18 protein-coding genes, 1 tRNA gene and 1 other RNA gene are annotated in these 22,508 nt (G+C 69.8%); 8 read left to right on the top strand and 12 right to left on the bottom strand.

What is annotated here, in order from left to right; translation table 11 throughout:
• The first annotated feature begins 55 nt into the window (after window positions 1–55).
• Window positions 56–3,985, top strand: a complete 3,930-nt coding sequence (locus tag ACU4E7_RS13250) for an AsmA family protein (RefSeq protein WP_447019125.1) — start codon at window positions 56–58, stop codon at window positions 3,983–3,985.
• A gap of 57 nt (window positions 3,986–4,042) precedes the next feature.
• On the opposite strand, the gene ACU4E7_RS13245 is transcribed toward ACU4E7_RS13250, so the two are convergent.
• The 6 genes from ACU4E7_RS13245 to ACU4E7_RS13220 all read right to left on the bottom strand — a co-directional run bounded on the left by ACU4E7_RS13245 (window position 4,043) and on the right by ACU4E7_RS13220 (window position 8,237).
• Window positions 4,043–4,582 carry a dihydrofolate reductase gene (locus ACU4E7_RS13245; protein ID WP_447019124.1) on the bottom strand — a complete coding sequence of 180 codons (540 nt, stop codon included), beginning with the start codon at window positions 4,580–4,582 and terminating at the stop codon, window positions 4,043–4,045.
• Entirely contained in the window at window positions 4,579–5,844 is a 1,266-nt protein-coding gene (locus ACU4E7_RS13240) for a flavin monoamine oxidase family protein (protein ID WP_447019123.1), read from the bottom strand. The genes ACU4E7_RS13245 and ACU4E7_RS13240 overlap by 4 nt, the downstream gene beginning before the upstream one ends.
• Window positions 5,845–5,931: 87 nt before the next feature.
• On the bottom strand, window positions 5,932–6,534 hold the full coding sequence (locus ACU4E7_RS13235) for an SspB family protein (protein WP_238120239.1): 603 nt from the start codon (window positions 6,532–6,534) through the stop codon (window positions 5,932–5,934).
• A 159-nt stretch (window positions 6,535–6,693) separates the two neighbouring features.
• Window positions 6,694–7,065: a transfer-messenger RNA gene (gene ssrA, locus ACU4E7_RS13230) on the bottom strand.
• A 54-nt stretch (window positions 7,066–7,119) separates the two neighbouring features.
• Entirely contained in the window at window positions 7,120–8,097 is a 978-nt protein-coding gene (locus ACU4E7_RS13225) for a site-specific tyrosine recombinase XerD (RefSeq protein WP_447019122.1), read from the bottom strand.
• Window positions 8,094–8,237, bottom strand: coding sequence for a hypothetical protein (locus tag ACU4E7_RS13220; RefSeq protein WP_238120237.1), 144 nt, complete (start codon window positions 8,235–8,237; stop codon window positions 8,094–8,096). The genes ACU4E7_RS13225 and ACU4E7_RS13220 overlap by 4 nt, the downstream gene beginning before the upstream one ends.
• A 267-nt stretch (window positions 8,238–8,504) precedes the next feature.
• On the opposite strand from ACU4E7_RS13220, the gene aroB reads away from it, so the two are divergent.
• Window positions 8,505–10,256: a 3-dehydroquinate synthase gene (aroB, locus tag ACU4E7_RS13215; protein WP_447019121.1), complete on the top strand. Its 1,752-nt coding sequence runs from the start codon at window positions 8,505–8,507 to the stop codon at window positions 10,254–10,256.
• 6 nt (window positions 10,257–10,262) lie between these two features.
• Here the strand turns inward: aroB and ACU4E7_RS13210 are convergent, their stop codons facing one another.
• From ACU4E7_RS13210 to nth, 3 genes are all read right to left on the bottom strand, one after another.
• The gene (locus tag ACU4E7_RS13210) at window positions 10,263–11,162 is read right to left on the bottom strand and encodes an alpha/beta fold hydrolase (RefSeq protein WP_447019120.1); all 900 of its coding nucleotides are present in this window, start codon (window positions 11,160–11,162) and stop codon (window positions 10,263–10,265) included.
• 38 nt (window positions 11,163–11,200) lie between these two features.
• Window positions 11,201–11,788 carry a DUF2087 domain-containing protein gene (locus ACU4E7_RS13205; RefSeq protein ID WP_447019119.1) on the bottom strand — a complete coding sequence of 196 codons (588 nt, stop codon included), beginning with the start codon at window positions 11,786–11,788 and terminating at the stop codon, window positions 11,201–11,203.
• Between the two features lie 214 nt (window positions 11,789–12,002).
• Window positions 12,003–12,950, bottom strand: a complete 948-nt coding sequence (gene nth / locus ACU4E7_RS13200; RefSeq protein ID WP_238120233.1) for an endonuclease III — start codon at window positions 12,948–12,950, stop codon at window positions 12,003–12,005.
• Between the two features lie 34 nt (window positions 12,951–12,984).
• Here nth and ACU4E7_RS13195 point away from each other — a divergent pair, with 34 nt between their 5' ends.
• On the top strand, window positions 12,985–13,518 hold the full coding sequence (locus tag ACU4E7_RS13195; protein WP_447019118.1) for a DUF2244 domain-containing protein: 534 nt from the start codon (window positions 12,985–12,987) through the stop codon (window positions 13,516–13,518).
• A 5-nt stretch (window positions 13,519–13,523) separates the two neighbouring features.
• Here ACU4E7_RS13195 and ACU4E7_RS13190 read toward each other — a convergent pair whose 3' ends face one another.
• Entirely contained in the window at window positions 13,524–14,456 is a 933-nt protein-coding gene (locus tag ACU4E7_RS13190; protein ID WP_447019117.1) for a LysR family transcriptional regulator, read from the bottom strand.
• A 109-nt stretch (window positions 14,457–14,565) separates the two neighbouring features.
• Here ACU4E7_RS13190 and ACU4E7_RS13185 point away from each other — a divergent pair, with 109 nt between their 5' ends.
• From ACU4E7_RS13185 to ACU4E7_RS13165, 5 genes are read left to right on the top strand one after another with little or no spacing between them, the layout of a single operon-like run.
• Window positions 14,566–16,842 carry a CocE/NonD family hydrolase gene (locus ACU4E7_RS13185; RefSeq protein ID WP_447019116.1) on the top strand — a complete coding sequence of 759 codons (2,277 nt, stop codon included), beginning with the start codon at window positions 14,566–14,568 and terminating at the stop codon, window positions 16,840–16,842.
• Window positions 16,839–17,639 (top strand): ABC transporter permease, encoded by an 801-nt coding sequence (locus ACU4E7_RS13180; RefSeq protein WP_238120229.1) that lies wholly within the window; start codon window positions 16,839–16,841, stop codon window positions 17,637–17,639. The genes ACU4E7_RS13185 and ACU4E7_RS13180 overlap by 4 nt, the downstream gene beginning before the upstream one ends.
• A 20-nt stretch (window positions 17,640–17,659) precedes the next feature.
• The gene (locus ACU4E7_RS13175; protein ID WP_447019115.1) at window positions 17,660–18,718 is read left to right on the top strand and encodes an ABC transporter ATP-binding protein; all 1,059 of its coding nucleotides are present in this window, start codon (window positions 17,660–17,662) and stop codon (window positions 18,716–18,718) included.
• Between the two features lie 38 nt (window positions 18,719–18,756).
• The gene (locus tag ACU4E7_RS13170; RefSeq protein WP_447019114.1) at window positions 18,757–19,809 is read left to right on the top strand and encodes an extracellular solute-binding protein; all 1,053 of its coding nucleotides are present in this window, start codon (window positions 18,757–18,759) and stop codon (window positions 19,807–19,809) included.
• 3 nt (window positions 19,810–19,812) lie between these two features.
• Window positions 19,813–20,643 (top strand): ABC transporter permease, encoded by an 831-nt coding sequence (locus ACU4E7_RS13165; RefSeq protein WP_238120226.1) that lies wholly within the window; start codon window positions 19,813–19,815, stop codon window positions 20,641–20,643.
• A gap of 89 nt (window positions 20,644–20,732) precedes the next feature.
• Here ACU4E7_RS13165 and ACU4E7_RS13160 read toward each other — a convergent pair whose 3' ends face one another.
• Window positions 20,733–22,247: a Fic family protein gene (locus ACU4E7_RS13160; RefSeq protein ID WP_447019113.1), complete on the bottom strand. Its 1,515-nt coding sequence runs from the start codon at window positions 22,245–22,247 to the stop codon at window positions 20,733–20,735.
• A 172-nt stretch (window positions 22,248–22,419) separates the two neighbouring features.
• Window positions 22,420–22,495 (bottom strand) — tRNA-Ala (locus ACU4E7_RS13155).
• Window positions 22,496–22,508: the final 13 nt, after the last annotated feature.

Genomic DNA, 22,508 nt, shown 5'->3' with positions numbered 1-22,508 from the left:
AACACCCGTAGGGGCGGCCCGAACGGACCGCCGGCGGACTTTCCAGGAGACAGGCGTGCAGGGCATCCTCATCAGCCTCGCCACAGTGGTGACCCTCGCCATCGTCAGCGCCTTCGCGGCACCGCTGGTGGTGGACTGGAACGCCTGGCGCGGCCCGTTCGAGCGGGAGATCGCCCGCACCCTGGGCATTCCAGTGGTGATCCGCGGCGCCATCGATGCCGAACTGCTCCCGGCCCCCCGCCTGACCCTGCACGACGTGACCCTGGGCGATGTGGTCTCCACCGGTGGCACGGTGCGGGAATTCGAGGCCGAGCTCTCCCTCGGCGGGCTGCTGCGCGGCCAGGTGGAGGCCACCGGCCTCACCCTGGTCAATCCGCGCATGCGGCTGGTGCTCGACAGCAACGGCCGGGTGGTGGTGCCCACCGGCACCGGTGGCGGCAGCGATGTGGCCATCGCCCGGCTGGAGGTGCGCGACGGTACCCTGGACCTGCTGGACCGCGCCTCGGACCGCACCCTCACCCTCACCGACATGGATCTCAAGGGCGAGGCCAAGTCCCTGTCCGGTCCCTTCCGCCTCGACGGCGAGGTGGAGGCGGATGGCGCCCGTTTCAATCTGCGCTCGACCCTTGCCAAGCTCGACGACAAGGGCGAAGGCCGCCTGCGGCTGATCCTCGACGGGCGCAACCGTCCCTATACGGTGGATCTCGACGGCGCCTTCGGCACCGCCGATGCCCTGCCCCGTTTCGACGGCCGCGCCAGCCTCACCCGCAAGGGCGCCGGCGGGCTCGAATCCTGGCAGTTGGCGGGCCACGTGAAGGCCTCCACCGAGCAGGTGCTGGCCGACAATTTCGCCCTCGCCCTCGGCGGCGATGCCACCCCGGCCCAGCTCAGCGGCTCCGCCCGCCTCACCCTGGGCCGCGCGGTGGCGCTCGATGCGGTGCTGAACGCCCGCAGCCTGGATCTCGACACCCTCGCGGCCACCGCTGGCGCGGAGGGCGGCAAGCCGGCGGTGATCCGGCCGGCCGAGGTGCTGCACCGCAGCCTGGCCGTGCTGGCCGGGCTGCCCGCGCCGGACATGGCCTCGCGGCTGGGCCTCTCCATCGAGCAATTGGTGCTCGGTGGCACGGTGGTGCGCGATGTGCGCCTGGATCTCAGCGGCGGGCAAAGCGGCTGGCGGGTGGACACCGCCGAGGCGCAACTGCCGGGCAAGGCCGCACTGCGCGCGTCCGGGGCCCCCACCAGCGCCCCCAGTGGCGGCGGCTTCAGCGGCGAGATGGCGCTGAGCGCCGAGGATCCGGCCGATTTCCTGCGCTGGGCCGCTCCCGAAGCCCCGCGCGAGCTGGCGAGCGTCCTGAAGGGGCCCGCCCGCATCGAAACCAAGCTGCAGCTGGCGCCGCAGCGCATCGCCCTCGACGGGCTCGATGCGCATTTCGATCGCAGCCGGCTGCAGGGCAGCCTCGCGGCGGCGCTGCCGCCCAACGCAGGCCCCAAGCTCGACCTCAACCTCGCCGTGACCGGCTTCGCCATCGACCCCATGGTGACGGCGCTGCAGCAGGCGGCCACCGCCGTGGGCGGCGGCGCCGACGCCACGCTGGTGCTGGACGGGCGCGACCTCACCCTGGCCGAGCAGCAGCTGCGCCATCTCACGCTGGAGGCCAGCGCCACCGGTGGCAACTGGCGGGTGAAGCGGGTGGTGCTGGAGGATCTCGGCGGCATCCACCTGGAAGGGGCGGGTTGGATGGAGAATTTCTCCACCACGCCCCGCGGCGAGTTCAACCTGGTGGTGAACGGCGGCAAGGCGGATGGCCTGGTGCCGGTGGCCCGTTTGGTGGCCGGGCCACGCACCGCCGACGTGATCGCCAAGCTCGCCCCGGTGGGGGCCCCGGTGAAGCTCTCCACCAGCGTGGTCTGGCGCGAGGCCGGCGGCCGCAGCATCACCAGCGACGGCAGCCTGGGCCTGCTGTCCGGGCGCATCGCCTTCACCCGCACCAGCGAGGGGGTGCCGCTGGCCATCGCCCTCTCCGCGGACAGTCCGGACACGGCCAGGGTGCTGGGCGCCCTTGGCCTCGAAGGGCTCAATCCCAAGCTTGGCGCCGGCCACCTGGACTTCAACCTCGACCCCTTCACCGCCGACGACGGCCAGTTGCGGCTGCAGCTCGCCACCAGTGCCCTCACCATCGCCGGCGAGGGCCAGGCGCGCATCGTCAACGGGCAGTTGGTGCCCGATCTGAAGCTGCGTGCCGATGGGCCGGACCTGGGCCGGGTGCTGCCACAGGTGGCGGCCGCCGCCGACAACGCGCCGATGCCGACGGCGCTCGCCTTCTCCCTCGGCCGCTCCGGCAATGCCTGGCGGTTCGCCAGCCTGCAGGGATCGGTGGGGGGTGCGCCCCTCAGCGGCGCGCTGGAGCTGGAACCGGGGGCGGTGCCACGGCTCAACGGCCAGCTCGCCCTCGACCGCGTGTCCGTCCCGGCCCTGGCGGGCCTGTTCGCCGCGCGGACGGCCAGCGACAGCACCGGAACCTGGAGCAATGCCCGCCTGCTGCCGGCGGCCGTGAGCGGCGTCGCCCTCGGCATCGACATCACCGCCCCCCGCCTCGAGCTCATCGGCCCGCTGGCGTTGAGCGAGGGACGCCTGCGCCTCGGCAGCGATGGCACCGGCGTGGATCTGCACGACATCTCCGGCGGCTTCGGCGGCGGGCAGGTGGCGGCCACCCTCCGGGTGCGGCGTCAGAACGACGTGGCCCAGGCGGAAGGCCGGCTGAGCCTGGACAAGGTGCAGAACGCGGCGCTGGCCGCCCTGGCCGGGGCGCACAACGCGCCGGCCGGCACCACCAGCCTCGCCGTCGATCTCGGCGGCAGCGGCCGCAGCGTGCTGCAGCTGGTGCAGAATCTCTCCGGCCAAGGCACCATCAGCGGGCGCGACCTGCAAATCGCGGCCGCCGATCCCGCCGCGCTGCGCACGGTTCTGGCCGAAACCGCCGCTGTGCCCACGCCCCCCGATGAACGGCAGACCAGCCAGTTGTTCGATCGCGCCCTGGCCCGCGGCCCGCTACTGCTGCCCACGGCCGAGTCCACCTTCAGCGTGGTGAACGGCCTCGCCAAGCTCTCGCCGACGCGGATCACCCTCGGCGACGTGCGCCTGGGCCTGTCCGGCAGCCTTGACCTTCCCCGCCTGCTGGCGGAGGCGAGCATCGACTTCGAGACCGAGGGCGGCCCCGGGCCCGCCGCCAGCGGGACCCTGGGCTGGAGCGGGCCCATCGCCGGACCGGAGCGGCGGATCCGGGCCACCGGCCTCACCAGCGCCATCGCCATGCGGGCCATCGAGCGCGAAACCCAGCGCCTGGAGCAGCAGCGCGCACCGGCGGCCACGCCGACCCCGGCGGCGGTCCCGGCGGCGCCTCGGATCGTTCCGCCCGTCGCCGCGCCCACGGCCTTGCCGCCGGTCGTGGCTCCCGCGCCGGCACCGGCCACCGCGCCGCAAGCTGCGCGTCCATCGGCCCGCGATCCCAGGCTCATCGAGCGGCGGGAGATTCCGGCCCCGACGATTCCCGCCCCGAGCTTTGGCACATCCACGGGCACGCTCGCGCCCAGCGCCGGCGGCGGCACCGCGCCATCGGCGCAGACCCGTCCTCCCGAGCCGCGACAGGACCAGCCCCCGGCCGCACCGCCGGCGACGGCACAACAGCCGGCCACGCCGCCGCGGGCCGCCCTGCCGCGCGTCCCTGCGGCCACCGCCGCACCGGCAGCGGCGCCCGAGACCCCGCGGGCGTCACGGCCGGACACGAGGCGGGACCCGCAAGCGGAAACCGCCAGCCGCGCCGCGCCACCGGCCGAAGTCCGTCGCCCGGCGCCGGCCACCACGCGGCGCCCGCCTGAACGGCTGCCCGCTTATGTGGTTCCCCCACCGCTGCCGCTGGAGCCCACCTTGCCGCCCACCCGTGGCTTCGGCGAAGTGCCGCGCCCGCCGGGGCTGGTGGGAGACTGACCGCCGCATCGTGAGTGGTCACGATGCGGGAGAGAGGTGATTCCGCAGCCGGCTCCGTCAGCGGCGCGACAGGGTGATGTAGGTGAAGGGCGCGGTGTCCTTCGGCCCCTGGGCGGGGCCCTCCCGCGCGTCTTCGCGCCAGTGGGCGCGGTCGAAATCGGGAAACCGCACATCCCCCGGTGGCGCCGCATGCACCTGCGTCAGGTGCAGGGTCCGGGCCAGCGGCAGGGTGTCCGCAAACACCCGGCTGCCGCCGATCACCATGGCCTCATCAGCCGCCGAGGCCTGTGCCACATCGGCCGCGGCCGCGAGAGCGGCGGGCAGGTCCGCCACCTTCACCACCCCTTCGGGCACAGTGAAGTCCGGATCGGCGCTGATGACGATGGAGGTGCGGCCCGGCAGTGGCTTGCCGATGGACTGGAAGGTGCGCCGGCCCATGATCAGCGGCTTGCCCCAGGTCAGCGCCCGGAACCGCTTGAGATCAGAAGACAGATGCCACGGCATCGTCCCCTCATGGCCGATCACCCCATTCTCGGCGACAGCGACAATGAGCGCCAGCGGCACCGGCGCGATCATGGGGTCGACAGGCGCGGTCATGGCTGGCTCCTCAGGCGTTCGAGCACGGTTTCGGCAGCGGCGCGGCCCGACAGGTGAGCCCCATGGGCGGTGGAGAAAGCCGGCCCACCCAGCGCTTCGCCGGCAAAGAGCACACGCGTTCCAAGCCCCTCGTGCAGCCACGGGCGCAGGTGGCCGGCACCAGGCAGCGCGCAGGAATAGGCGCCACCGATATAAGGCGCATGGGTCCATTTGGTGACCCGGGCCCGCCGCACACGGCCGCGCAGCCCGGCGCCGAACGCCTGGGCCAAGGCCGAGGTGGCAAAATCCACCATCGCCCCCTCGCCGGCCGCCGCCAGCGCCGCCGCCTCCGGGCCGGCGATATGCACCACCGCCGCCGGCGCGCCACCGGGGCGCAGCAGCGCCGACACCGCAAGCCGCTGCGGGCGGTCGGTATCGAAGGCATCGAGACCGGTGCGCGGGGGAACACCGAAGACATCATCGTCGAACAGGAGGGCGATCTTTTCCGCGCAGCCGAGGGGCAGCGCCGCGAACGCCTCGCCCAGCTCCGGCGGCAGGCTCGGGGTGAAGGCCAGCTGGCCTCGCGCCACCACGGCGGTGGAGACCGCGACGATGGCGAAGCGCGCCGTCAACGTGCCGCGCGGGGTCTCCAACCGCAGCCGCCGTCCGCCGTGATCGAGCCGCGTCACCGGGCAATCGAGGGTCACCGGCAGGGTGCCGGCATGGGCCTGGATCAGGGCGCCATAGCCGTCGAGCACCGGCCAGTTGTCGTTGGTGTCGTGGTAGCGGCTGTAGTCGAGGGTGGAGATGCGCTCCGGCGCGGCGGCAGACATCAGGGCAAGCCAATGCCGCGCCAGCGGCAGCCAAGGGCCGAGCGGCGGCAGAGCCTCCACCGCCGCCACGTCCCGGCCGGCCCGCCCGGCCGCCGTCACCGCATCCATGGCCGCATCCACCGCCGCTTGAGCGGCCGTGGCCTCGTCCGTCGTGGCGAAACGGGCGCCCAGATGCAGCAGCCGCTGCCGCCGCGCCGGCCCGTCCGCATCGAACCGGAAACCGAGGCGCCGCGCGATGGGGACGAAGGGATTGGCGCGGGCGTCGTGCAGCCAGTGGCAGCCGAGATCGAATGGAGTGCCCAGCGTCTCACGATCGGTGGCGGCGCGGCCACCGATGACCGACGCGGCTTCCAGGATGCGGAAGTCGACCCCCGCCGCCGCAAGACTCGCACCGGCGGCAAGCCCCGCGGCGCCCGCGCCAATCACCGCCACATCGGTTTCGCAGGTCACCGCTCGCGCTCCGCAAGGCGGGACACAGACAAACGTCGCCGCCGGTTCACCATGCCGGGCGCCTCGCGGCCATGGGCGCGAGCGTGCCTACTTCTTGTTGCGGAAGACGTCGAGCTGCACCACCTGGGCGCCGCTGGCGGGGCGCTCGGCATCGGCGCCGCCGGCCTCATGGGGCTCGCCAGCTGCATCGCCGCTCACCTTCGCGGCGGACACCGCCGGCTCTGATGCGGCGCCACGCGACGGCTGCTTCAGCACCGTCGGCTTGCTGCCGGCCGGCCCGGTCGCGGCGTCATCGGCGGCCTCCTCGGGCTCATCGCCATTCCCCTCGTCCGGGGTCGCCAGCTCAAACTGGAGACCGAACTTCACGGACGGATCGAAGAAGCCCTTCAAGGCGGAGAACGGCACCAGCAGCTTCTCGGGAATGCCGCCAAACGACAGCCCCACCTCGAACGCCACATCGGAGACGATGAGGTCCCAAAACTGGTGCTGGAGCACAATGGTCATCTCTTCCGGATACTTCTCGCGCATGCGCTGCGAGAGCCGCACGCCCGGGGCGCGGGTGTCGAAGGAGACGTAGAAATGATGGTCGCCCGGCAGGCCATCCTTGGCCACATCCTGGAGCACGCGCCGCACCACGGAGCGCAGCGCTTCCTGAGCGAGAAGATCGTAGCGGATGTGATCGACCGACATGTGTCCGCTTGAGCCTTGTCCCAGCCGGACAAACAGATTCGCGCCGGCCATCTCGCCCCACGGACATCGCACCCCGAAGAGATCGCGCCCGAAGGACGTCGCGCCGAGAGCGGAGACGGAAAGCCTGACCCCTCCGCCGATCCGGCTGCGCCGGCGGAAAGTGGAGGCTTCTGTTGCCAGGTGCCTCCGAACCCCGCCTATCCAGAGCTACCCGGTAGGACTTTTATTTTGGTCTTTCAAACCGCTCACGCGGCCTGAGCAACCGGAGCATAGTTGTCGTTGGCAACTATAAGTTTAGCCCGATAACGGTGGTACAATGCCGAGCGAAAGACTGCCCTTTACACCCTCGTCGATCCTATTTCGCCCCCGCCGGAACCCAACCGCTGGAGACAGGCTCCGCTGATGGGCTCGGGTGGAGGCGCCGGGTACCGCCCCCGGGTCCGAATGGTTTATTCCGACATCCATTTATCGCCATATCCGGCTTGCGCCGGCGCGCCGAATATAAGCACCCGCCCCGGCCGAGGAAAGGGGCGGCCCGCACAAAGTGGGGCGCACCCGGCGCCACACCCTGGGAAATTGCCGTTCCTAAGGCTCCGAAAGGGGGTGGAGATCCCGCACCATGCCTTTCAGGCGCTCGTCCAGCACGTGGGTATAGATCTGGGTTGTGGATACATCCGCATGACCCAGCAGGGTCTGCACCACCCTGAGGTCGGCGCCGTGGGCCAGGAGGTGGCTGGCGAAGGCGTGGCGCAGCACGTGGGGCGACAGGCGGGCGGGATCGAGCCCGGCTGCCAGGGCCAGGTCCTTGAGGTCCCGCGCCGCCTGCTGGCGACTCACCTGGCCGCTCTCGCCGGATGAGGGAAACAGCCAGCGGGAGGCTTCGAGCCCGGCCGCCCTGCGGGCGTCCAGCCAGGCGCTCATGGCCGCCTTGGCGGGCGCCGAAAGGGGCACCAGCCGCTCCTTGCGCCCCTTGCCCATGACCATGATGGCATCGGACCGGGCGCGGGCGGCGCTGGCTGGCAGGGTGATGAGCTCGGAAATGCGCAGCCCGCTCGCATAGAGCAGTTCGATGATGCACACCACGCGCAGGCGCCGCAGCGCCTCCCCGCGCCGGGCCGCCGGCCGCTCGGCCGGAACGCCGTCCGCCTCCACCGGACCGGCGGTGACCGGCACCTCGGCGGCGCGGGTATGGGCGGTTTCGATGAGCCGCGTCACCTCCGCCACCGTCAGCACCTTGGGCAGCGGGCGGCCGCGCTTGGGGCCTTCCAGCACGGCGGCGGGATCATCCTCCCGGTGGCCTTCCGCGAACAGGAAGCGATAGAATTGGCGGATGGCCGAGAGGCGGCGGGCAATGGTGGTGCCCTTGAAGCCTCGGAGATCGAGATCGGCCAGATAGGCCCGCACGGCGGCGGTGTCGGCCTCCGCCAGACAGCCACCGCGCGTGGCCACGAACGCCCCGAAATCGTCCAGGTCGCGCCGATAGGCATCGAGCGTGTGCCGGCTGGCGCCCCGCTCCACCGCCTGCATGTCGAGGAACAGTGCGAGCGGACCGGAGGCGCTCATTTGCCGATGCGCTCCGGTGGCACGGTGAAGGAGATGTCGCGGGGCTGCGGCTCGACCATGGTGGCGAGCGCCCACAGGGCGCCGTAGCCAAGGCCGGCGAGGATGGCCAGCACCACGATCAATCGAAACAAGGTGGGCACTGCGGTTTCCCCTGCGCCACGGAATCGCTCAGTTCAAGCGTCAGGAGGAGAGGTGCCATGCCTGCCGGTCGTGTTCAACCGCATTGCCCGCTCTGCGCGCCGATGCTAGAGCCCGAGCATGGCCGGCGGAACGCCTTCGTGCCGGCAGCTTTCATCGGACAGGCGCGGCGCGCGGCGACCCCAGGCTCGGGATCCGCCGGGCCGGAGCCAAGGACCGTGCGGGTGCAGTCGGAAAACATCGTGCCGCCAGCAAAGGACATGCGAACCATGAGCGCGGGGCAAGCGCACGGCCACCCGGATCATCCCGCCCCCCGGGATGTCCTGGCGCTTCTGGGCACGCGCTCGGTGGTGCTGGTGGGCATGCCCGGCGCCGGCAAGTCCTCGGTCGGCCGCCGTCTCGCCAAGCGCCTCGGACTGGCGTTCGTGGATGCGGACGAGGAAATCGAACGCGCCGCCTGCATGAGCATTCCGGAAATCTTCGCGCGCCGCGGCGAAGCCGAGTTCCGCGAAGGCGAAAAGCGCGTGGTGGCGCGGCTGCTGCAGTCCGGCCCCATGGTCATCGCCACCGGTGGCGGGGCCTTCATGAACGCGGAAACCCGCGCCAACGTAGCCGCCAAAGGCGTCTCGGTGTGGTTGCGAGCCGACCTCGCCACCCTGCTCAAGCGCGTCAAGAAACGCACCGACCGGCCGCTGCTCGCCCAGGGCGACCCTGCCGCCAAGCTCGCCCAGTTGCTCGCCCAGCGCGGCCCCACCTATGCCGAGGCCGACCTCGCCGTCGATTCGCGTGACGTGGTGCACGAAGTGGTGGTCGACGAGGTGGTGGCGGCGCTGGCCCGGCATCTCGCGGCGCCAGACCAAGGACCCTCCATGACCAGCCCCTCCCTTTCCGCCGTGCCCTCTTTCCCGGTCGGCGCCCAGCGCAGCACGGTGCGGGTGGACCTGGCCGGCAGGCCCTATGAAATCCTCATCGGTCCCGGGCTGCTGAGCGAGACGGGCCTGCACATCAAGGCCCTGCGCAAGGGGGCGCGGGTGGCCATCGTCACCGATCGCAACGTGGCGGCAGCCGGCCACCTCGCCACCGTGGAAGCCTCCCTTGCGGACGCCGGCATCGCGCACACCGCCATCGTGGTGGAGCCGGGCGAGAAGACCAAGTGCTGGGCCGGCCTGCAGCAGGTGGTGGAAGGGCTGATCTCCGCCCGCATCGAGCGGCGGGACCTGGTGCTGGCGCTGGGCGGCGGCGTGGTGGGCGATCTCGCCGGCTTCTCCGCCTCGGTGCTGCGGCGCGGGGTGGATGTGGTGCAGGCGCCGACCACCCTGCTCAGCCAGGTGGATTCCTCGGTGGGCGGCAAGACCGGCATCAACTCGCCCCAGGGCAAGAACCTGGTGGGCACCTTTCACCAGCCGGTGCTGGTGCTGGCCGATACCGCCGCCCTCGACACCCTGCCCGGCCGCGAGGTGAAGGCGGGCTATGCCGAGGTGGTCAAATACGGCCTTTTGGGCGACCGCCCGCTGTTCGACTGGCTGGAGCAACACGCCCCGGCGGTGCTCGGCGGCGGGCCGGAGCGGATCGAGGCGGTGGCGGCAAGCTGCCTTGCCAAGGCCGCCGTGGTGGCCCGCGACGAAAAGGAAACCGGCGACCGGGCGCTGCTGAACCTCGGCCACACCTTCGGCCACGCGCTGGAGGCGGGCGCCGGCTTCTCCGATCGCCTGCTGCATGGCGAGGGCGTGGCCATCGGCATGGCCCTCGCCTTCGCCTTTTCCGCCAAGCTCGGCCTGTGCCCCGGCCAGGACGTGACGCGGGTGGTGCGGCACCTGGAGGCCGTGGGCCTGCCCACCCGGATCGCCGACGTGCCCGGCGACCTGCCCGATACCGACGGGCTGATGCAGCTCATCGCCCAGGACAAGAAGGTGAGCCGTGGCGCTTTGACCTTCATCCTGGTGCGCGGCATCGGCGAAGCCTTCGTCGCCAAAGATGTGGATCCCGCCGCCGTGCGCGCCTTCCTCGCCGCCGTGCGCTGACGGGCGTCAGATCTTCAGGAAAGCCGCGGCGGCTTCCCGCACCCGCGCGAGCTGGGTGAACACGCCCATGTGCGTGCCGCCCTCCAGGGGCACGAGCCGGGCGCCGGCAATGGCCTCGGTCACCGCGCGGGCATGGGCGAACGGCACGATGCCATCCCTTGTGCCGTGCAGCGCCAGCAGCGGCGCCGCCACGCCATCGGCACAGCTCGCCGGCAGGGTGGCGAACTGGGCCACATCGCTCAGCGTGCCCGGCATGCGCACGGCCATATCCAGGCAGGAGCTGAGCAGCAGCGCCGCCAGCAGCGGCCCGGCCGCCGGATCCGCCAGCACCCGCGTGCGCTCCGCCCCATCGGGCACGAAGCCCTGCGCCGCCCAATGGGGCCAGCGCCGCACCACGAAGGCCGGCACCCGGTTGAGCCCCGGCAGGCGGGAGAACATCTCCGACCGTTCCAGCCCCACCCGCGAGGCGGGCGGCGCCACCAGCCGGCCGGTGCAGGCGCTCACCAGCACCAGCCCCCGGCAGCGCGCGGGATAAAGCCGCGCGAAGGCGAGGGCCGAAGGCCCGCCGCCGGAGAAGGCCGCCACGAAGGCGCGGTCCAGCCCCATCTGGTCCAGCAGTGCGGCGTAGGCATGAGCCTGCGCTTCGGCGGTGACACCGGTGGCAAGGGGGGAGCCAGGATAGCCCGGGCGGGCGATGGAGATGATGCGCCAGCCCGCCCAGTCAGGCAGCAAGGCCCGGGCCAGCAGCCACGACTGGTCAAGGCCGCCCATGATGCCGTGCAGCGCCAAGACCGGCACCCCCTCCCCCTCAACCGTGCAGGCGAGGGCGCCGCCGGGGGTGGCGACCATGCGCGGGGTGGGGATGGCCGCCAAGAGGCGCTCCGCCGCCAGTGCCACGGGATGCATGGGCGCTCTCCTTCTGCGCTCGGGCGCGGGTCGCGCCCTTAGAGCGGTGCGAGAGTGCCGCGATTCGCCGTCTGTGGAACCGGCGCGGTATGGCGCAGGGCGAGCCGCCGCAGCACCGCCACCGCCTCCGCCGGCGGGCGCTGCTCGATGCGGCGATAGGCGCGGCCATCGGCGGTGCGCCACACCATGCCCCGGTCCGCCATCTCCCGCCGCAGCAAAGCGTGATCGGCAAACAGGTGGCGGGCGTTGAGACGCTCGTTGATCTCCCGCTCGGTCAAGGTCTCGCCCGCCGGCAGCGTGGACCACAGGGCCCACAGGCACAGGCGCCGCCAGCTCTCCTTGCCCGGCCAGCGGGTAAGCCGACCCTGCGGATCGAACAGGCCGGCGACCCGATCCACCCGCTTCAGATCGACGGGATCGGCGGCTAGCGCCGGAGCAGGCTCGGCGGACCCGCCCTCGGCAACGGCGCGGAAGTGCTGGAAATTTCGGTGGCCGCTCGCCCGGGCGAGCATGTTGAGCATCTCGAGATGGCTCGGCAGGTGATCACAGGCGGCAAGCTGGCCCCGCAGCGCGCGCGCCAAAGCGGAAATATCGTTTGCCGCAAAGGCAAAGACCGGTCTGGACATGACTTATCCTCGACAATGCGCCGCATTCCGAGAGGAGGTCGAGGGTCACCGGCTTGCGACGGGCGCAGGATAAGCGTTCGGTCTGAATTGAGACGCGCCGGCCTCAACACGAGACGGACGACGCGGCAGGTTTAGCTCCCCTTGCGGGGCGGTGACGCCTGGGTGAACTGCGGACCCTGCCGCCCGTTTAGCCCAGACGCCGGCGCACCTCAACTCAGAAGTGCTTTTCCGGCCAGAGGCACAGATCGGCGATGAGGCAGCGGCCGCACTCCGGCTGGCGCGCCTTGCAGATGTAGCGGCCGTGCAGGATCAGCCAGTGATGGGCGTGGAGCTTGAAGCGATCGGGAATGCGCGCCTCCAGCGCCTCCTCCACCGCCAGCGGGGTGGCGCCGGGAGCAAGGCCGGTGCGGTTGGCCACCCGGAACAGATGGGTGTCGACGGCGATGGTGGGCTCTCCGAAGGCAATGTTCAGCACCACGTTGGCGGTCTTGCGGCCCACCCCGGGCAGGCTCTCCAGCGCCTCGCGATCGCGCGGCACGTCGCCGTGGAAACGCTCCAGCAGCAGGCGGGAGAGCTCCACCACATTCTTCGCCTTGTTCTTGTAGAGGCCGAGGGTGCGGATGAAATGCGCCACCTTCTCCTCCCCCAACGCCACCATGGCGGCGGGGGTGGAGGCGGCGGCGAACAGGCCCTTGGTGGCCTTGTTCACCCCGGAATCGGTGGCCTGGGCAGAGAGCACCACCGCCACCAGCAGGGTGTAGGGATCGCTATGGTCCAATTCGCCCTTGGGCTCGGGATTTGCGGCCTCGAAGCGGGAGAAGGCCTCGGTGATCTCGGCGGCGCTCCAGCCCGTCACCGTCTTGCCGTAGGCCGCCGCCGCCGCATTGGCCACCGCCTTGTTGCGCCGGGCCGGCGGCTCGGGGGGCGCGGCTGCCGCGCGCCGCTTGCTCGCCTTGCCTTTGGCATCTGTCGCCTTGCGGCCGGGCTTTTTAGGAGCGGGCGGAGTGAGCAGTTCGGCCAGGGGATCGAAAGCCTCCGGCGCGGCTTCTGAAGCAACCTGGGCACGTGGCTTGGTGGTGCCCTTGGTCGCTCCCTTGGCTGTCGCCTTGGGCGAGACCTTGGGCGAGACTTTCGGCGCGGCGGGCGGGCGCGGGGCTGGCATCTTTCGCGGCATTTTTCCCCTATACTGCGCTCCCATGAGCGACGCCACCGATCCGAGCCGCGACGCATCTGAGACCATCGCCGATGACCCGGTGGTCTATGCGGTGACGCTCGCGCCCCACCGCTCCCTCTCCCCGCGTGGCTTCCTTCTGGTCATGGGCAGCATCGCGGTGGTGAGCTTCGGCTCCGGCGCCCTGTTCGTGGCCATGGGGGCGTGGCCGGTGTTCGGCTTCTTCGGGCTCGACGTGCTGGTGCTCTATCTCGCCTTCCGCTCCAGCTTCCGCTCGGCACGGGCGCGGGAATATATCCGCGTCACCGCGAGCGAGATCGAGATCCGCGACGTCTCGGCCAAGGGCCGCACCAGCGTGGTGCGCCTCAACCCGTTCTGGACCCGCATCGCCCGCCGCGATGATGATGAGCTCGGCACCCTGGAACTCGCCCTGGTGTGCGGCCCCCGCCAGGTGCCGGTGGGTCGCTGCCTCGGCCCCATCGAGAAGGGCCGGCTCGCCGGCGAGCTCACCGCCGCTTTGAACCATGTGAAGAAAGGCGTGGTCCGCAGCCGGTTCTGAGCCCCTCAGGCGGCGTGGAGCCGGGCCAAGGCAGGGGCGAAGAACGGCTCGGCGATCATCTCTTCGGCCAGAGTGCGGATCTCCCGCGCCAGATCGTCCACCAAAGCGCTGCGCGGCACCCAGCTCGGCCGGATGAAGCCGTAGCGCAGGTCCAGTGCCGGCTTGAAGCGCTTCAGCACCAGCCCGCTGACCCCGCTCGACTGGGCCACGAACGGATCGGCGATGCAGCAGCCGAGATTGAGCGAGGCCAATTGGCAGGCGATGACGCCGTTGCGCGCCTCGATGCGGATATTGGCCTTGCGCCCGGTGCGGTGGGAGAGGCTCTCCAGGTGCCGGCCCAGCAGCGAGCGGGGATGGGTGGAGATGATGTCGTGCTGGATGAGGTCCTCATAGGTCACCACCTCCAGCGCGGCGAGCGGGTGGCTCGGGTGCAGCGCCGCCACCGCCTTCACGGTCAACAGGGGCTCGATCTCATAGGCCCCGGTCTTGAGCGGCAGCACCACCACGCCGAGGTCGAAGGCCTCCGCCTCCATCCAGGTGTCGATATCGAGGCGCACCCGGGAATCCACCTGGGCGGTCAGGCCCGGGTGCTTGGCCATCATCCGCGCCAGCGCCTGGTTGATGAGGCCGTGGGAGATGAAGGGCGAGGAGAGGATGCGCACGTGATCGCGCCGGCCGCCACGGATCTGGGCTGCGAAGCGGTCCAGCTCGTCCTGGGCGGTCAGCAGTTGGTCCACCTGCTGGTAGAAGCGCCGACCCTCGGCGGTGAGGCTGAGGCTGCGGCCGCGCCGGTCGAAGATCGCAAAACCCGCCTCGTCCTCCAGCGCCGAGAGCAGGCGGCTCACCTGCGGCGCCGTCTTCAGCAGCCGATCCGCCGCCCGGGCCACCGAGCCACACTCCACGAATGCCCGCAGCGCCTCCAATCCCCGAACGTTCATGGTCGCTCCAAACCGTGCTAAAAACGCAAATATCGTTGAGAATTTTGAATTTGACGCAAGTATCACATTTTCGCAATCGTGAGCGGCAAGATCTCCCTGGACAGAGCTGATGCGCGTTTCTTCTTCAAAGCCCGCCTGGAACCAGTCTCCCGCCGACTATCTCGCCGGCCGGCCCGCCGTTCATACCCTCCCGAAGACGCCCCTCTCGCGCTACGTGACCATGCGCGACGGCTGCCGCCTGGCGGTGGATGTGCATCTGCCGGACGGCGATGTGGCCACCCCGCGCCCGGCGCTGCTGCTGTTCACGCCCTATTACCGGCGCTTCGCCCTCGCCACCGGGTCCACCGCCGAGCCCAATCCGAACACCGGCAAGTTCCGGGATTTCTTCGTGCCACGCGGCTATGCGGTGGTGATCATCGACGTGCGCGGCACCGGCGCCAGCTTCGGCACCCGCGATGGCTTCCGCTCGCCGGCCGAACGCCTCGACAGCGCCGAGGTGGCCGATTGGGTGATCGGCCAGCCCTGGTCCAACGGCATCGTCGGCGCCACCGGCATCTCCTATCTGGGCGCGGCGTCGGACTTCCTCGCCTCCACCGGCCATCCGGCGGTGAAGGCCATCGCTCCCCTGTTCTCGGTCTGGGATACCTATTCTGACAATTATTACCCCGGCGGCCTGCAGTGCGCCTCGCTGACACAGACCTATGACCGCCTGATGTTCGGTCTCGACCAGGACCGGCGCGACCTGCTCAAGGAATTCAAATATTACGCCGATCCCGATTTCCGCGGCCCGCAGCCGGTGGATGAGGATGAGGACGGCACCCTGCTTGCCGCGGCGCTCGCCGAGCATGCGGGCAATTTCCGCCAGACCGAATTCATGGCCGACCTGCGCTACCGGGAAGAGGGCCTGCCCTACGATCCCGCCTATTCCAGCGCCTCCTTCAGCCCCTATACCTATGCCGCCGGCGTGAAGAGTGATGTGGCGGTGCTGTCGGTTTCCGGCTGGATGGACGGGGCCGGCTATGCCAACGGCGCCATCGCCCGCTTCCTGAACCTCAAGGACAATCCCCGCCACCTGCTGCTCGGCCCCTGGGACCACGGCGCGCGCATCGACGTTTCCCCCTGGCGCGCCGACGAGACCCCGGTGTTCCCCTGGATGGCGGAGGTGCTGCGCTTCTTCGACACCTATCTCATGGGCGCCGACACCGGCCTCAAGGACGAAGCGCCGATCCATTTCTACGCGTTGCACGAGGAAGCCTGGCACGCCGCCGACCAGTGGCCGCCCTATGGCGCCGACCTGGTGCTCGCCGGCAGCGAGAGCGGCGCGCTCAGTGCGACCGCTGTCGAGGGGACCCGCAGCTATCGGGTGGCCCCGAACCTCGGCACCGGCCACGAGACCCGCTACGAGCGCATCGCCGGCCACGATTCCCGCAATTATTACTGCGACTGGCAGGGCCGCACCGCCCGCATGCTGAGCTGGGACAGCGCCCCGCTCCTCGCCCCCCTCGACCTCGCCGGCCATGCCCGGCTCGATCTCCGCTTCCGCCTGGATGCGCCCGACGCCGCTCTGTTCGTCTACCTCACCGAGGTGGAAGCGGACGGCACCGAGCGCTATGTGACGGAAGGCCTCCTGCGTGCCCTGCACCGGGCCGAGGCCACGCCCCCCGCCGGCCAGGCCACCGCCTGGCCCTGGCGCACCTTTCGCCGTGCCGACGCGCAGCCGGTGGTGCCGGGAGAACCGATGAGCGTGCGCATTCCCCTGCTGCCCACCGGCTGGCAGCTGAAGGCCGGCAGCCGGCTGCGCCTCTCCATTGCCGGCGCCGATGCCGACCATTTCGGCAAGGTGCCCCATGGCCGGCCGCCGGTGATCACAGTGGATCTTGCCGGCACCCGCCTGCACCTGCCCGCCCGCGACATCGCCGGCCGCCTGCCCACCGGGACCGACGACCGCGCCGGCGCTCAGCTTTCCGAAGCCCTCGGCGCCATCCAGGCGGCGAGCGGGGCGACGGTGGCCACCGCCCTCGCCTACCGGGGCGACCGCGCGGTGCGCATCGCCACCAGCCACGCCGCCTTCCCGGTGGGCGCGGCCAAGCGCTTCGCCGATGCCCCCGCCATGGCGCAGATGAAGGCGGAAGGCGCCTCCCAATTGTTCGATGGTGCGGCCGCCCTGGAGCGCATGTTCGGCGACTGGAGCGCCATTGCCGCGCTCGGCTGCGATGCGGTGCTCAACCTGCCGGTGCGCGCCGGCGATGGCCGGCTGGTGGGCCAGATCAACCTGCTCGGCCCCACCGGCGCCTTCTCCGGGGCGGACCTTGCGGTCCTGACCGGCCTGGCGAAGGCTGCGGCCGCCGCCTTCACCCCTCTCGACACCGGCGCGGAGGCCGCATGAGCCCGGGACGGCTGCTCTACCGCGGCGGCATCATCGCCGCTTATGTGCTGATGCTGGCGCCGGTGGCCGCCCTCGTGGCCATCTCGTTCTTCCGCGACGAGATCGTCTCCTTTCCGCCGTCGGGCTTCACGCTCCATTGGTATGCCAATGGCTTCGCCCGCTCGGAATTCATGTCCGGCTTCATCGTCTCGGCCAAGGTGGCGGTGCTGGCCTGCCTCATCGGCGTGCCGGCGGGCACCGCCGCCGCCCTCGGCATCGCCCGCTCGAACCTGCCGTTCAAGGGCGCCTTCACCACCTTCATGCTGTCGCCGCTGATCGTGCCCGGCATCGTCGCCGGCACCGCGCTCTATCTCACGTTCCTGATGGCGCAGAACCGGCTCGACATGGACATCACCGGCACCCTCGGCGGCCTTGTCGCCGCCCATGTGCTGCTGGCCATTCCGTGGACCGTGCGAGTGGTCACCGCCAGCCTCCAGGGCCTCGATGGCGCCGTGGAGGAAGCCGCCGCCAATCTCGGCGCCCGCCCCTGGCAGGTGTTCTGGCGGGTCACCCTGCCCATGCTGCGCCCGGGCATCGTGGCGGCGGTGATGTTCTCCTTCATCCAGAGCTTCGAGAATCTGGAGCTGACCTTGCTGCTGGTGGGCCCCGGCATGTCCACGCTGCCCATTGAAATGATCAATTACCTCGAATTCCGCATGGACCCGACCCTGGCGGCCGTCGCCACCGTGCAGGTGGTGCTCATCGCCGCGCTGATGCTGATAACCGACCGCTTCGTGAAGCTGTCCCGGGTGGTGTGAGAGCAGGAAAGAGCGAACAGATGGCCGCACTCGACATCCAGGGGCTGGAAAAGACCTACGCCAACGGCTTCACCGCCGTGGCCGGCCTCGACCTCAAGATCGGCAAGGGCGAACTGGTGTCCCTGCTCGGCCCCTCGGGCTGCGGCAAGACCACCACCCTGCGCATGGTGGCCGGCTTCATCGACCCCACCGCCGGGCGCATCACCATCGAGGGCCGCGAGGTGACGCACCTGCCCGCCCACGCCCGCGACACCGGCATGGTGTTCCAGTCCTACGCCCTGTTTCCCCATATGAGCGTGGCGCAGAACGTCGCCTTCGGCCTGGAGATGCGCAAGGTGGGCCGGGCCGAGCGGGAGGCGCGCACGGTGGAGGCGCTGAAGCGGGTGCAGCTCGACCATCTGGCAGAGCGCTATCCCCGCCAGCTCTCCGGCGGCCAGCAGCAGCGGGTGGCCCTGGCCCGCGCCCTGGTGGTGAACCCCGCCGTGTTCCTGCTCGACGAGCCCTTGTCCAACCTCGATGCCAAGCTGCGCGGCGAGGTGCGTTCGGAAATCCGCGCCCTGCAGCAGGCCCTCGGCCTCACCACCCTGATGGTGACCCACGACCAGGAAGAGGCCCTCACCATGTCCGACCGGCTGGTGGTGATGGAGGGCGGCCGGGTGCGCCAGGCCGGCACCGCCGAGGACCTCTACGAGCGCCCGGCCGATGCCTTCGTGGCGAATTTCGTGGGCCGCTCCAACCTCATCCGCGGCCGCCTGGCCGAGGGCGCCTTTGAGGCGGCCTCCGGCACCCGGCTCGCCTGCGTCCCGGGCGGCGCCGGCACCGGCCCGCTGGTGTTCGCCCTGCGGCCCGAACGCATCGGCCTGTCCGTGGGCGACGACGCCAGCGGCGAACCGGCGGTGCTGAAGGAGATCCTCTATCTGGGCGCCCAGACCGAATATGTGGTCGCCCTGGGCGCCGAGCGCCTCACCGTCATCCGCCCCACCCCCGCCGCCGGCGATCCGCTGCACGCGGCCCGCCCGGGCGACGGGGTGCGCGCCAGTTGGACCCCCGAGCACGTGCGGCTGCTGCCGGACACCTGACCCATTTCCAATAACAAGCCTGCCAGAGGACGAAGAACATGACGGACACCTTTAGACTGACCCGCCGCGCCCTCCTTGCCGCCGGCGCCGGCGCCGCCCTCACCCCGGCCTTCTCCGCCTCGCGCCTGATGGCCGCCGAGGCCAATGAGGTGGTGGTGGGCACCTGGGGCGGCGACTTCGGCAACACGCTGAAGATGGCGGTGGACGAAGCCATCATGGAGCCCATGGGCTACACGGTGCTGCAGGAGATCTCCGGCCCGGTGCCCCGCCGCACCAAGATCCTGGCCGAGCGCATGAACCGCCGCGGCAGCCTGGACGTGGCCTGCCTCGCCGATTTCGACACCTATGCCGCCAGCGCCGTGGGCGCGCTGGCCGACGTGACCCGCGAGCGGGTGCCCAACAGCGCCCATGTGCTGCCCTTCCTCCGGAAGAGCTATGCGATTCCGCAGATCTATTCGGCGCACACCATCGTCTACAACAAGGAGATGATCCCGACCCCGCCGGCTTCCATCCAGGAACTGTGGAACCCCAAGTACAAGGGCAAGATCGGCCTGTCGGACTTCCTCTACACCACCAACATGGCCTATGCGGCCATGGCCAATGGCGGCTCCATGTCGGACTTCGGCCCCGCCAAGAAGGGGCTGGAGGCGTGGAAGGCGCTCGACGCCAAGGTGCTGGCCTCCACCGAGGCGGTGGGCGCGGCGCTTAAATCCGGCGAGATCTGGATGACCATCATCGCCGCCGCCCGCGGCTACATGTGGAGCCAGCAGGGTATTCCGGTGGGCTGGTCCATCGCCGAGGAAGGCGCCTTCCCCACCACCTATGAAGCCTGCGTGCCGAAGAACGCCCGCAATCTCGACGGCGGCTTCGTCTACCTCAACGCCATGCTGGATCCCTCCGCGCAGACCGCCTTCTCCAAGAAGATGGGCTATCTGCCCACGGTGACCAACGCCAAGCTCGATCCCGATCTGGAAAAGCTCATCGGCTTCACCGAGGCCCAGCAGCAGCGGCTGTGGACGCCGGATCTCAGCTACATCATGAAGAACCAGGCCCAGCTGCTCGACACCTGGAACCGCGATTTCAAGGGCTGACCCATGGCAGCGCTCGTCCTTCCCGCCGGCCTTCTGGTTCTTCTCCTTCTGGGCGCGCCCATGGCGCTGATGGCGCGGTATTCCTTCAATACCTATGACCCGCTCTATCTGATGCAGGAGGCCTTCACCTGGGCCAACTACACCAAGGCGGTGACGGACGAGTTCTATCGCGACATCCTCTTCACCACCTTGTGGGTGTCGCTGCTGTCCACCTTCATCACCACCCTGCTCGCCTTCGGGCCGGCCTATTGGCTGGCCCGGATGGAGAGTTCGTGGAAGAGCAAGCTCACCATCCTCACCCTGTTTCCCCTGCTGGTGGGCGGGGTGGTGCGCTCGGCCGGCTATATCGCTTTGCTCGGCAATGAGGGCGCCATCAATGCGGCGCTGCGCGGGCTTGGGCTCATCTCCCACCCCATCGCCATGCTTTACACGCCGTTCGCGGTGGTGGTGGGCATCGTCGGCGTGGTGCTGCCGTATATGGTGCTGACCCTCGCCGCGGTGATCGAGGGCATCCCCCGCCAGGCGGAGGAAGCCGCCGCCAATCTCGGCGCCCGGCCGAGCACCGTCTTCTTCCGCGTGCTGCTGCCGCTCTCCCTGCCGGGCGTGCTGGCCGGGGCGACGCTGGTGTTCATCTTGTGCATGAACGCCTATGCCACCCCGGTGCTGCTCGGCGGCCCCAAGTTCCACATGATGGCGCCGGCGGTCTACGACCAGTTCACCCGCGTCAGCAACTGGCCGTTCGGCGCGGCGCTGGCCTTCATCCTGCTGGTGGTGACCATCCTCATGACCAGCATCGGCAGCCTCCTGATCGGCCGCCGCGCCCGCCCGGCGTGAGGGCGGGCATCATCAAATCCGCACGAACAAGCGGAACATTATATGATTTAAGATACTCGTCATCGGTCCTGCATGAGGACGTCGTCCTGTCACCCGGGACGGCTGTCGCCGCCGGTGACGGCGCGGACCACATCTTCCATCGCCAAGATCTCCGCATCGCTCAGCTCGACGAATTGCGGCCGTTTGGCCGCCGAGAGACGGCCCCCATTCTGCAGCAGCAGGCGGACCAGAAGAGCCGCACGCCGATCCGGCATGTCGACGATCTCCCGCACGCCCTCCATCGCCTGATCGAAGATGGCTAGAAAGCCTAGCTCCCGCTTGAGATCGGTCTCAACGGTCTCGATCACGCGGTCATAAAGATATTCCGCAAGAACCGTGGCATCGAAATATCGGTAGAGATCCGCGCTGTCGCTGGTGACGACGATTTCCCGCCCCTTGGTCCAGCGCCAGGAGATGGCGGCAAGCGAAGGCTGCGAAAAAGTCTCCAGCACCTGATCATAGGCCCGCCGATCGCGGAGGATGGCGGCGGACACGGGAAAGATCAGCTCATCGGGGGTGAAACGCCGCTTGCTCAACAGATGATGGATGAGAAAGCGATGGATTCGGCCGTTGCCGTCCTCAAATGGGTGGATGAACACGAAGCTGAAGGCCGCCACGGCGGCGGCGACGACCGGCTCAAGGTCGTCCGCGGAAAGGCGGCGCATCAATTGCCTCCATCCCTGCATGAGGCTCGGAACATCCTCGGGCCGGGGGCAAATGAAATGGACTTCGTCCCGAAAATCAGGCGTGGTCGAGCCGACGAAGTTCTGGAATAAACGCCAATCGGTCGCCGCATAGCGTGGGTCGACGATGGCATTTTGCAGGTCCACCAGATCTGCCTGCCGCGAGGGATCGAAAGCCGGCGCCTTCTGCAAGGCGCGGATGAAGCGCTCCGAGCGATCCGGGCTCGGGCTTTCCCCCTCGATGGCGAACGACGAGCGGGTCTCTTTCGTGTAGAGGTAGCTGACCGCACGGGCGAGCAAGGCTGGATCGTAGGCCTTGACCAAGCCCGCTGCCTCCTGGCCCACGTGCCGGGCGATACAGGCCTCAAGATGCGCTGTGCGCCGCACGGTGGGGCAGAGCAGGCGCGTGCCGATCAGATTGTTGGCGACGCGGTGACGCGGTGAGTTCTCCCGCGCGCCCGTGAAGTGCTTCTTCGGATCGAGGGCCGCCACGTAATTGCCGCCGGTGACGTCGCCAAGGTCCAGCCTGCGATCGAGAAAATACTCGTAGAAGAACCAGGCGCGCCGCGCGTAGGCCCCTGTCGGCTCGGCGCGCACCCAGTCTTCAATGATGCGCGGCGCCATCGCCTTCAGCGCAGCGACCAGCACGCCGAGATCAAGGGGTTCGTAACGCAGTGCAAACCGCAGATTGGCGACGACATCGTCACCCGTGGCATAGGCCCTGGGGTAGAACTCCATGGTGTGCGCGCCGGACACCTGAGTGCGCCGTGCGCCGGCAACCACATAGCTCTCGGTGTAGGGGGCGGGGACCTTCAGCGCGAAATGGGCCCGAAGCCAAGCGAACCCGACCGGCGTGTGGCCCCGGTCCATATCGGCATCCATGATGGCATTCCGCTTATTGCCGTGAATTTTTGATTATAAAACCACCCTCCAATGCGAAACCAATTATTTTCGCATCAGCGGTGAGCCCGATGCCCCGCCCAGCCGGCGGACCGCTGATGCACCTGCGATCAGGCAGGCCAGCGAAAATGATCTGCAATGTCGTGATGTATCGTGGTGGAGCCGAGGGGAATCGAACCCCTGACCTCTGCAGTGCGATTGCAGCGCTCTCCCATCTGAGCTACGGCCCCGATCCATGGGAGG

This window comes from Xanthobacter sp. ZOL 2024 (assembly GCF_052932325.1).
Note: the sequence above shows the minus strand (reverse complement) of the source record. Positions and strands in the feature narration are given on the sequence as shown.

Bases quoted from the DNA above. Each gene is read 5' to 3' on its own strand.
- ACU4E7_RS13245 (WP_447019124.1), bottom strand. From the start codon at position 4,582: ATGACCGCGCCTGTCGACCCCATGATCGCGCCGGTGCCGCTGGCGCTC.
- ACU4E7_RS13235 (WP_238120239.1), bottom strand. From the start codon at position 6,534: ATGTCGGTCGATCACATCCGCTACGATCTTCTCGCTCAGGAAGCGCTG.
- ACU4E7_RS13225 (WP_447019122.1), bottom strand. From the start codon at position 8,097: ATGAGCGCCTCCGGTCCGCTCGCACTGTTCCTCGACATGCAGGCGGTG.
- aroB (WP_447019121.1), top strand. From the start codon at position 8,505: ATGAGCGCGGGGCAAGCGCACGGCCACCCGGATCATCCCGCCCCCCGG.
- ACU4E7_RS13210 (WP_447019120.1), bottom strand. From the start codon at position 11,162: ATGCATCCCGTGGCACTGGCGGCGGAGCGCCTCTTGGCGGCCATCCCC.
- ACU4E7_RS13205 (WP_447019119.1), bottom strand. From the start codon at position 11,788: ATGTCCAGACCGGTCTTTGCCTTTGCGGCAAACGATATTTCCGCTTTG.
- nth (WP_238120233.1), bottom strand. From the start codon at position 12,950: ATGCCAGCCCCGCGCCCGCCCGCCGCGCCGAAAGTCTCGCCCAAGGTC.
- ACU4E7_RS13195 (WP_447019118.1), top strand. From the start codon at position 12,985: ATGAGCGACGCCACCGATCCGAGCCGCGACGCATCTGAGACCATCGCC.
- ACU4E7_RS13190 (WP_447019117.1), bottom strand. From the start codon at position 14,456: ATGAACGTTCGGGGATTGGAGGCGCTGCGGGCATTCGTGGAGTGTGGC.
- ACU4E7_RS13185 (WP_447019116.1), top strand. From the start codon at position 14,566: ATGCGCGTTTCTTCTTCAAAGCCCGCCTGGAACCAGTCTCCCGCCGAC.
- ACU4E7_RS13180 (WP_238120229.1), top strand. From the start codon at position 16,839: ATGAGCCCGGGACGGCTGCTCTACCGCGGCGGCATCATCGCCGCTTAT.
- ACU4E7_RS13175 (WP_447019115.1), top strand. From the start codon at position 17,660: ATGGCCGCACTCGACATCCAGGGGCTGGAAAAGACCTACGCCAACGGC.
- ACU4E7_RS13170 (WP_447019114.1), top strand. From the start codon at position 18,757: ATGACGGACACCTTTAGACTGACCCGCCGCGCCCTCCTTGCCGCCGGC.
- ACU4E7_RS13165 (WP_238120226.1), top strand. From the start codon at position 19,813: ATGGCAGCGCTCGTCCTTCCCGCCGGCCTTCTGGTTCTTCTCCTTCTG.
- ACU4E7_RS13160 (WP_447019113.1), bottom strand. From the start codon at position 22,247: ATGGATGCCGATATGGACCGGGGCCACACGCCGGTCGGGTTCGCTTGG.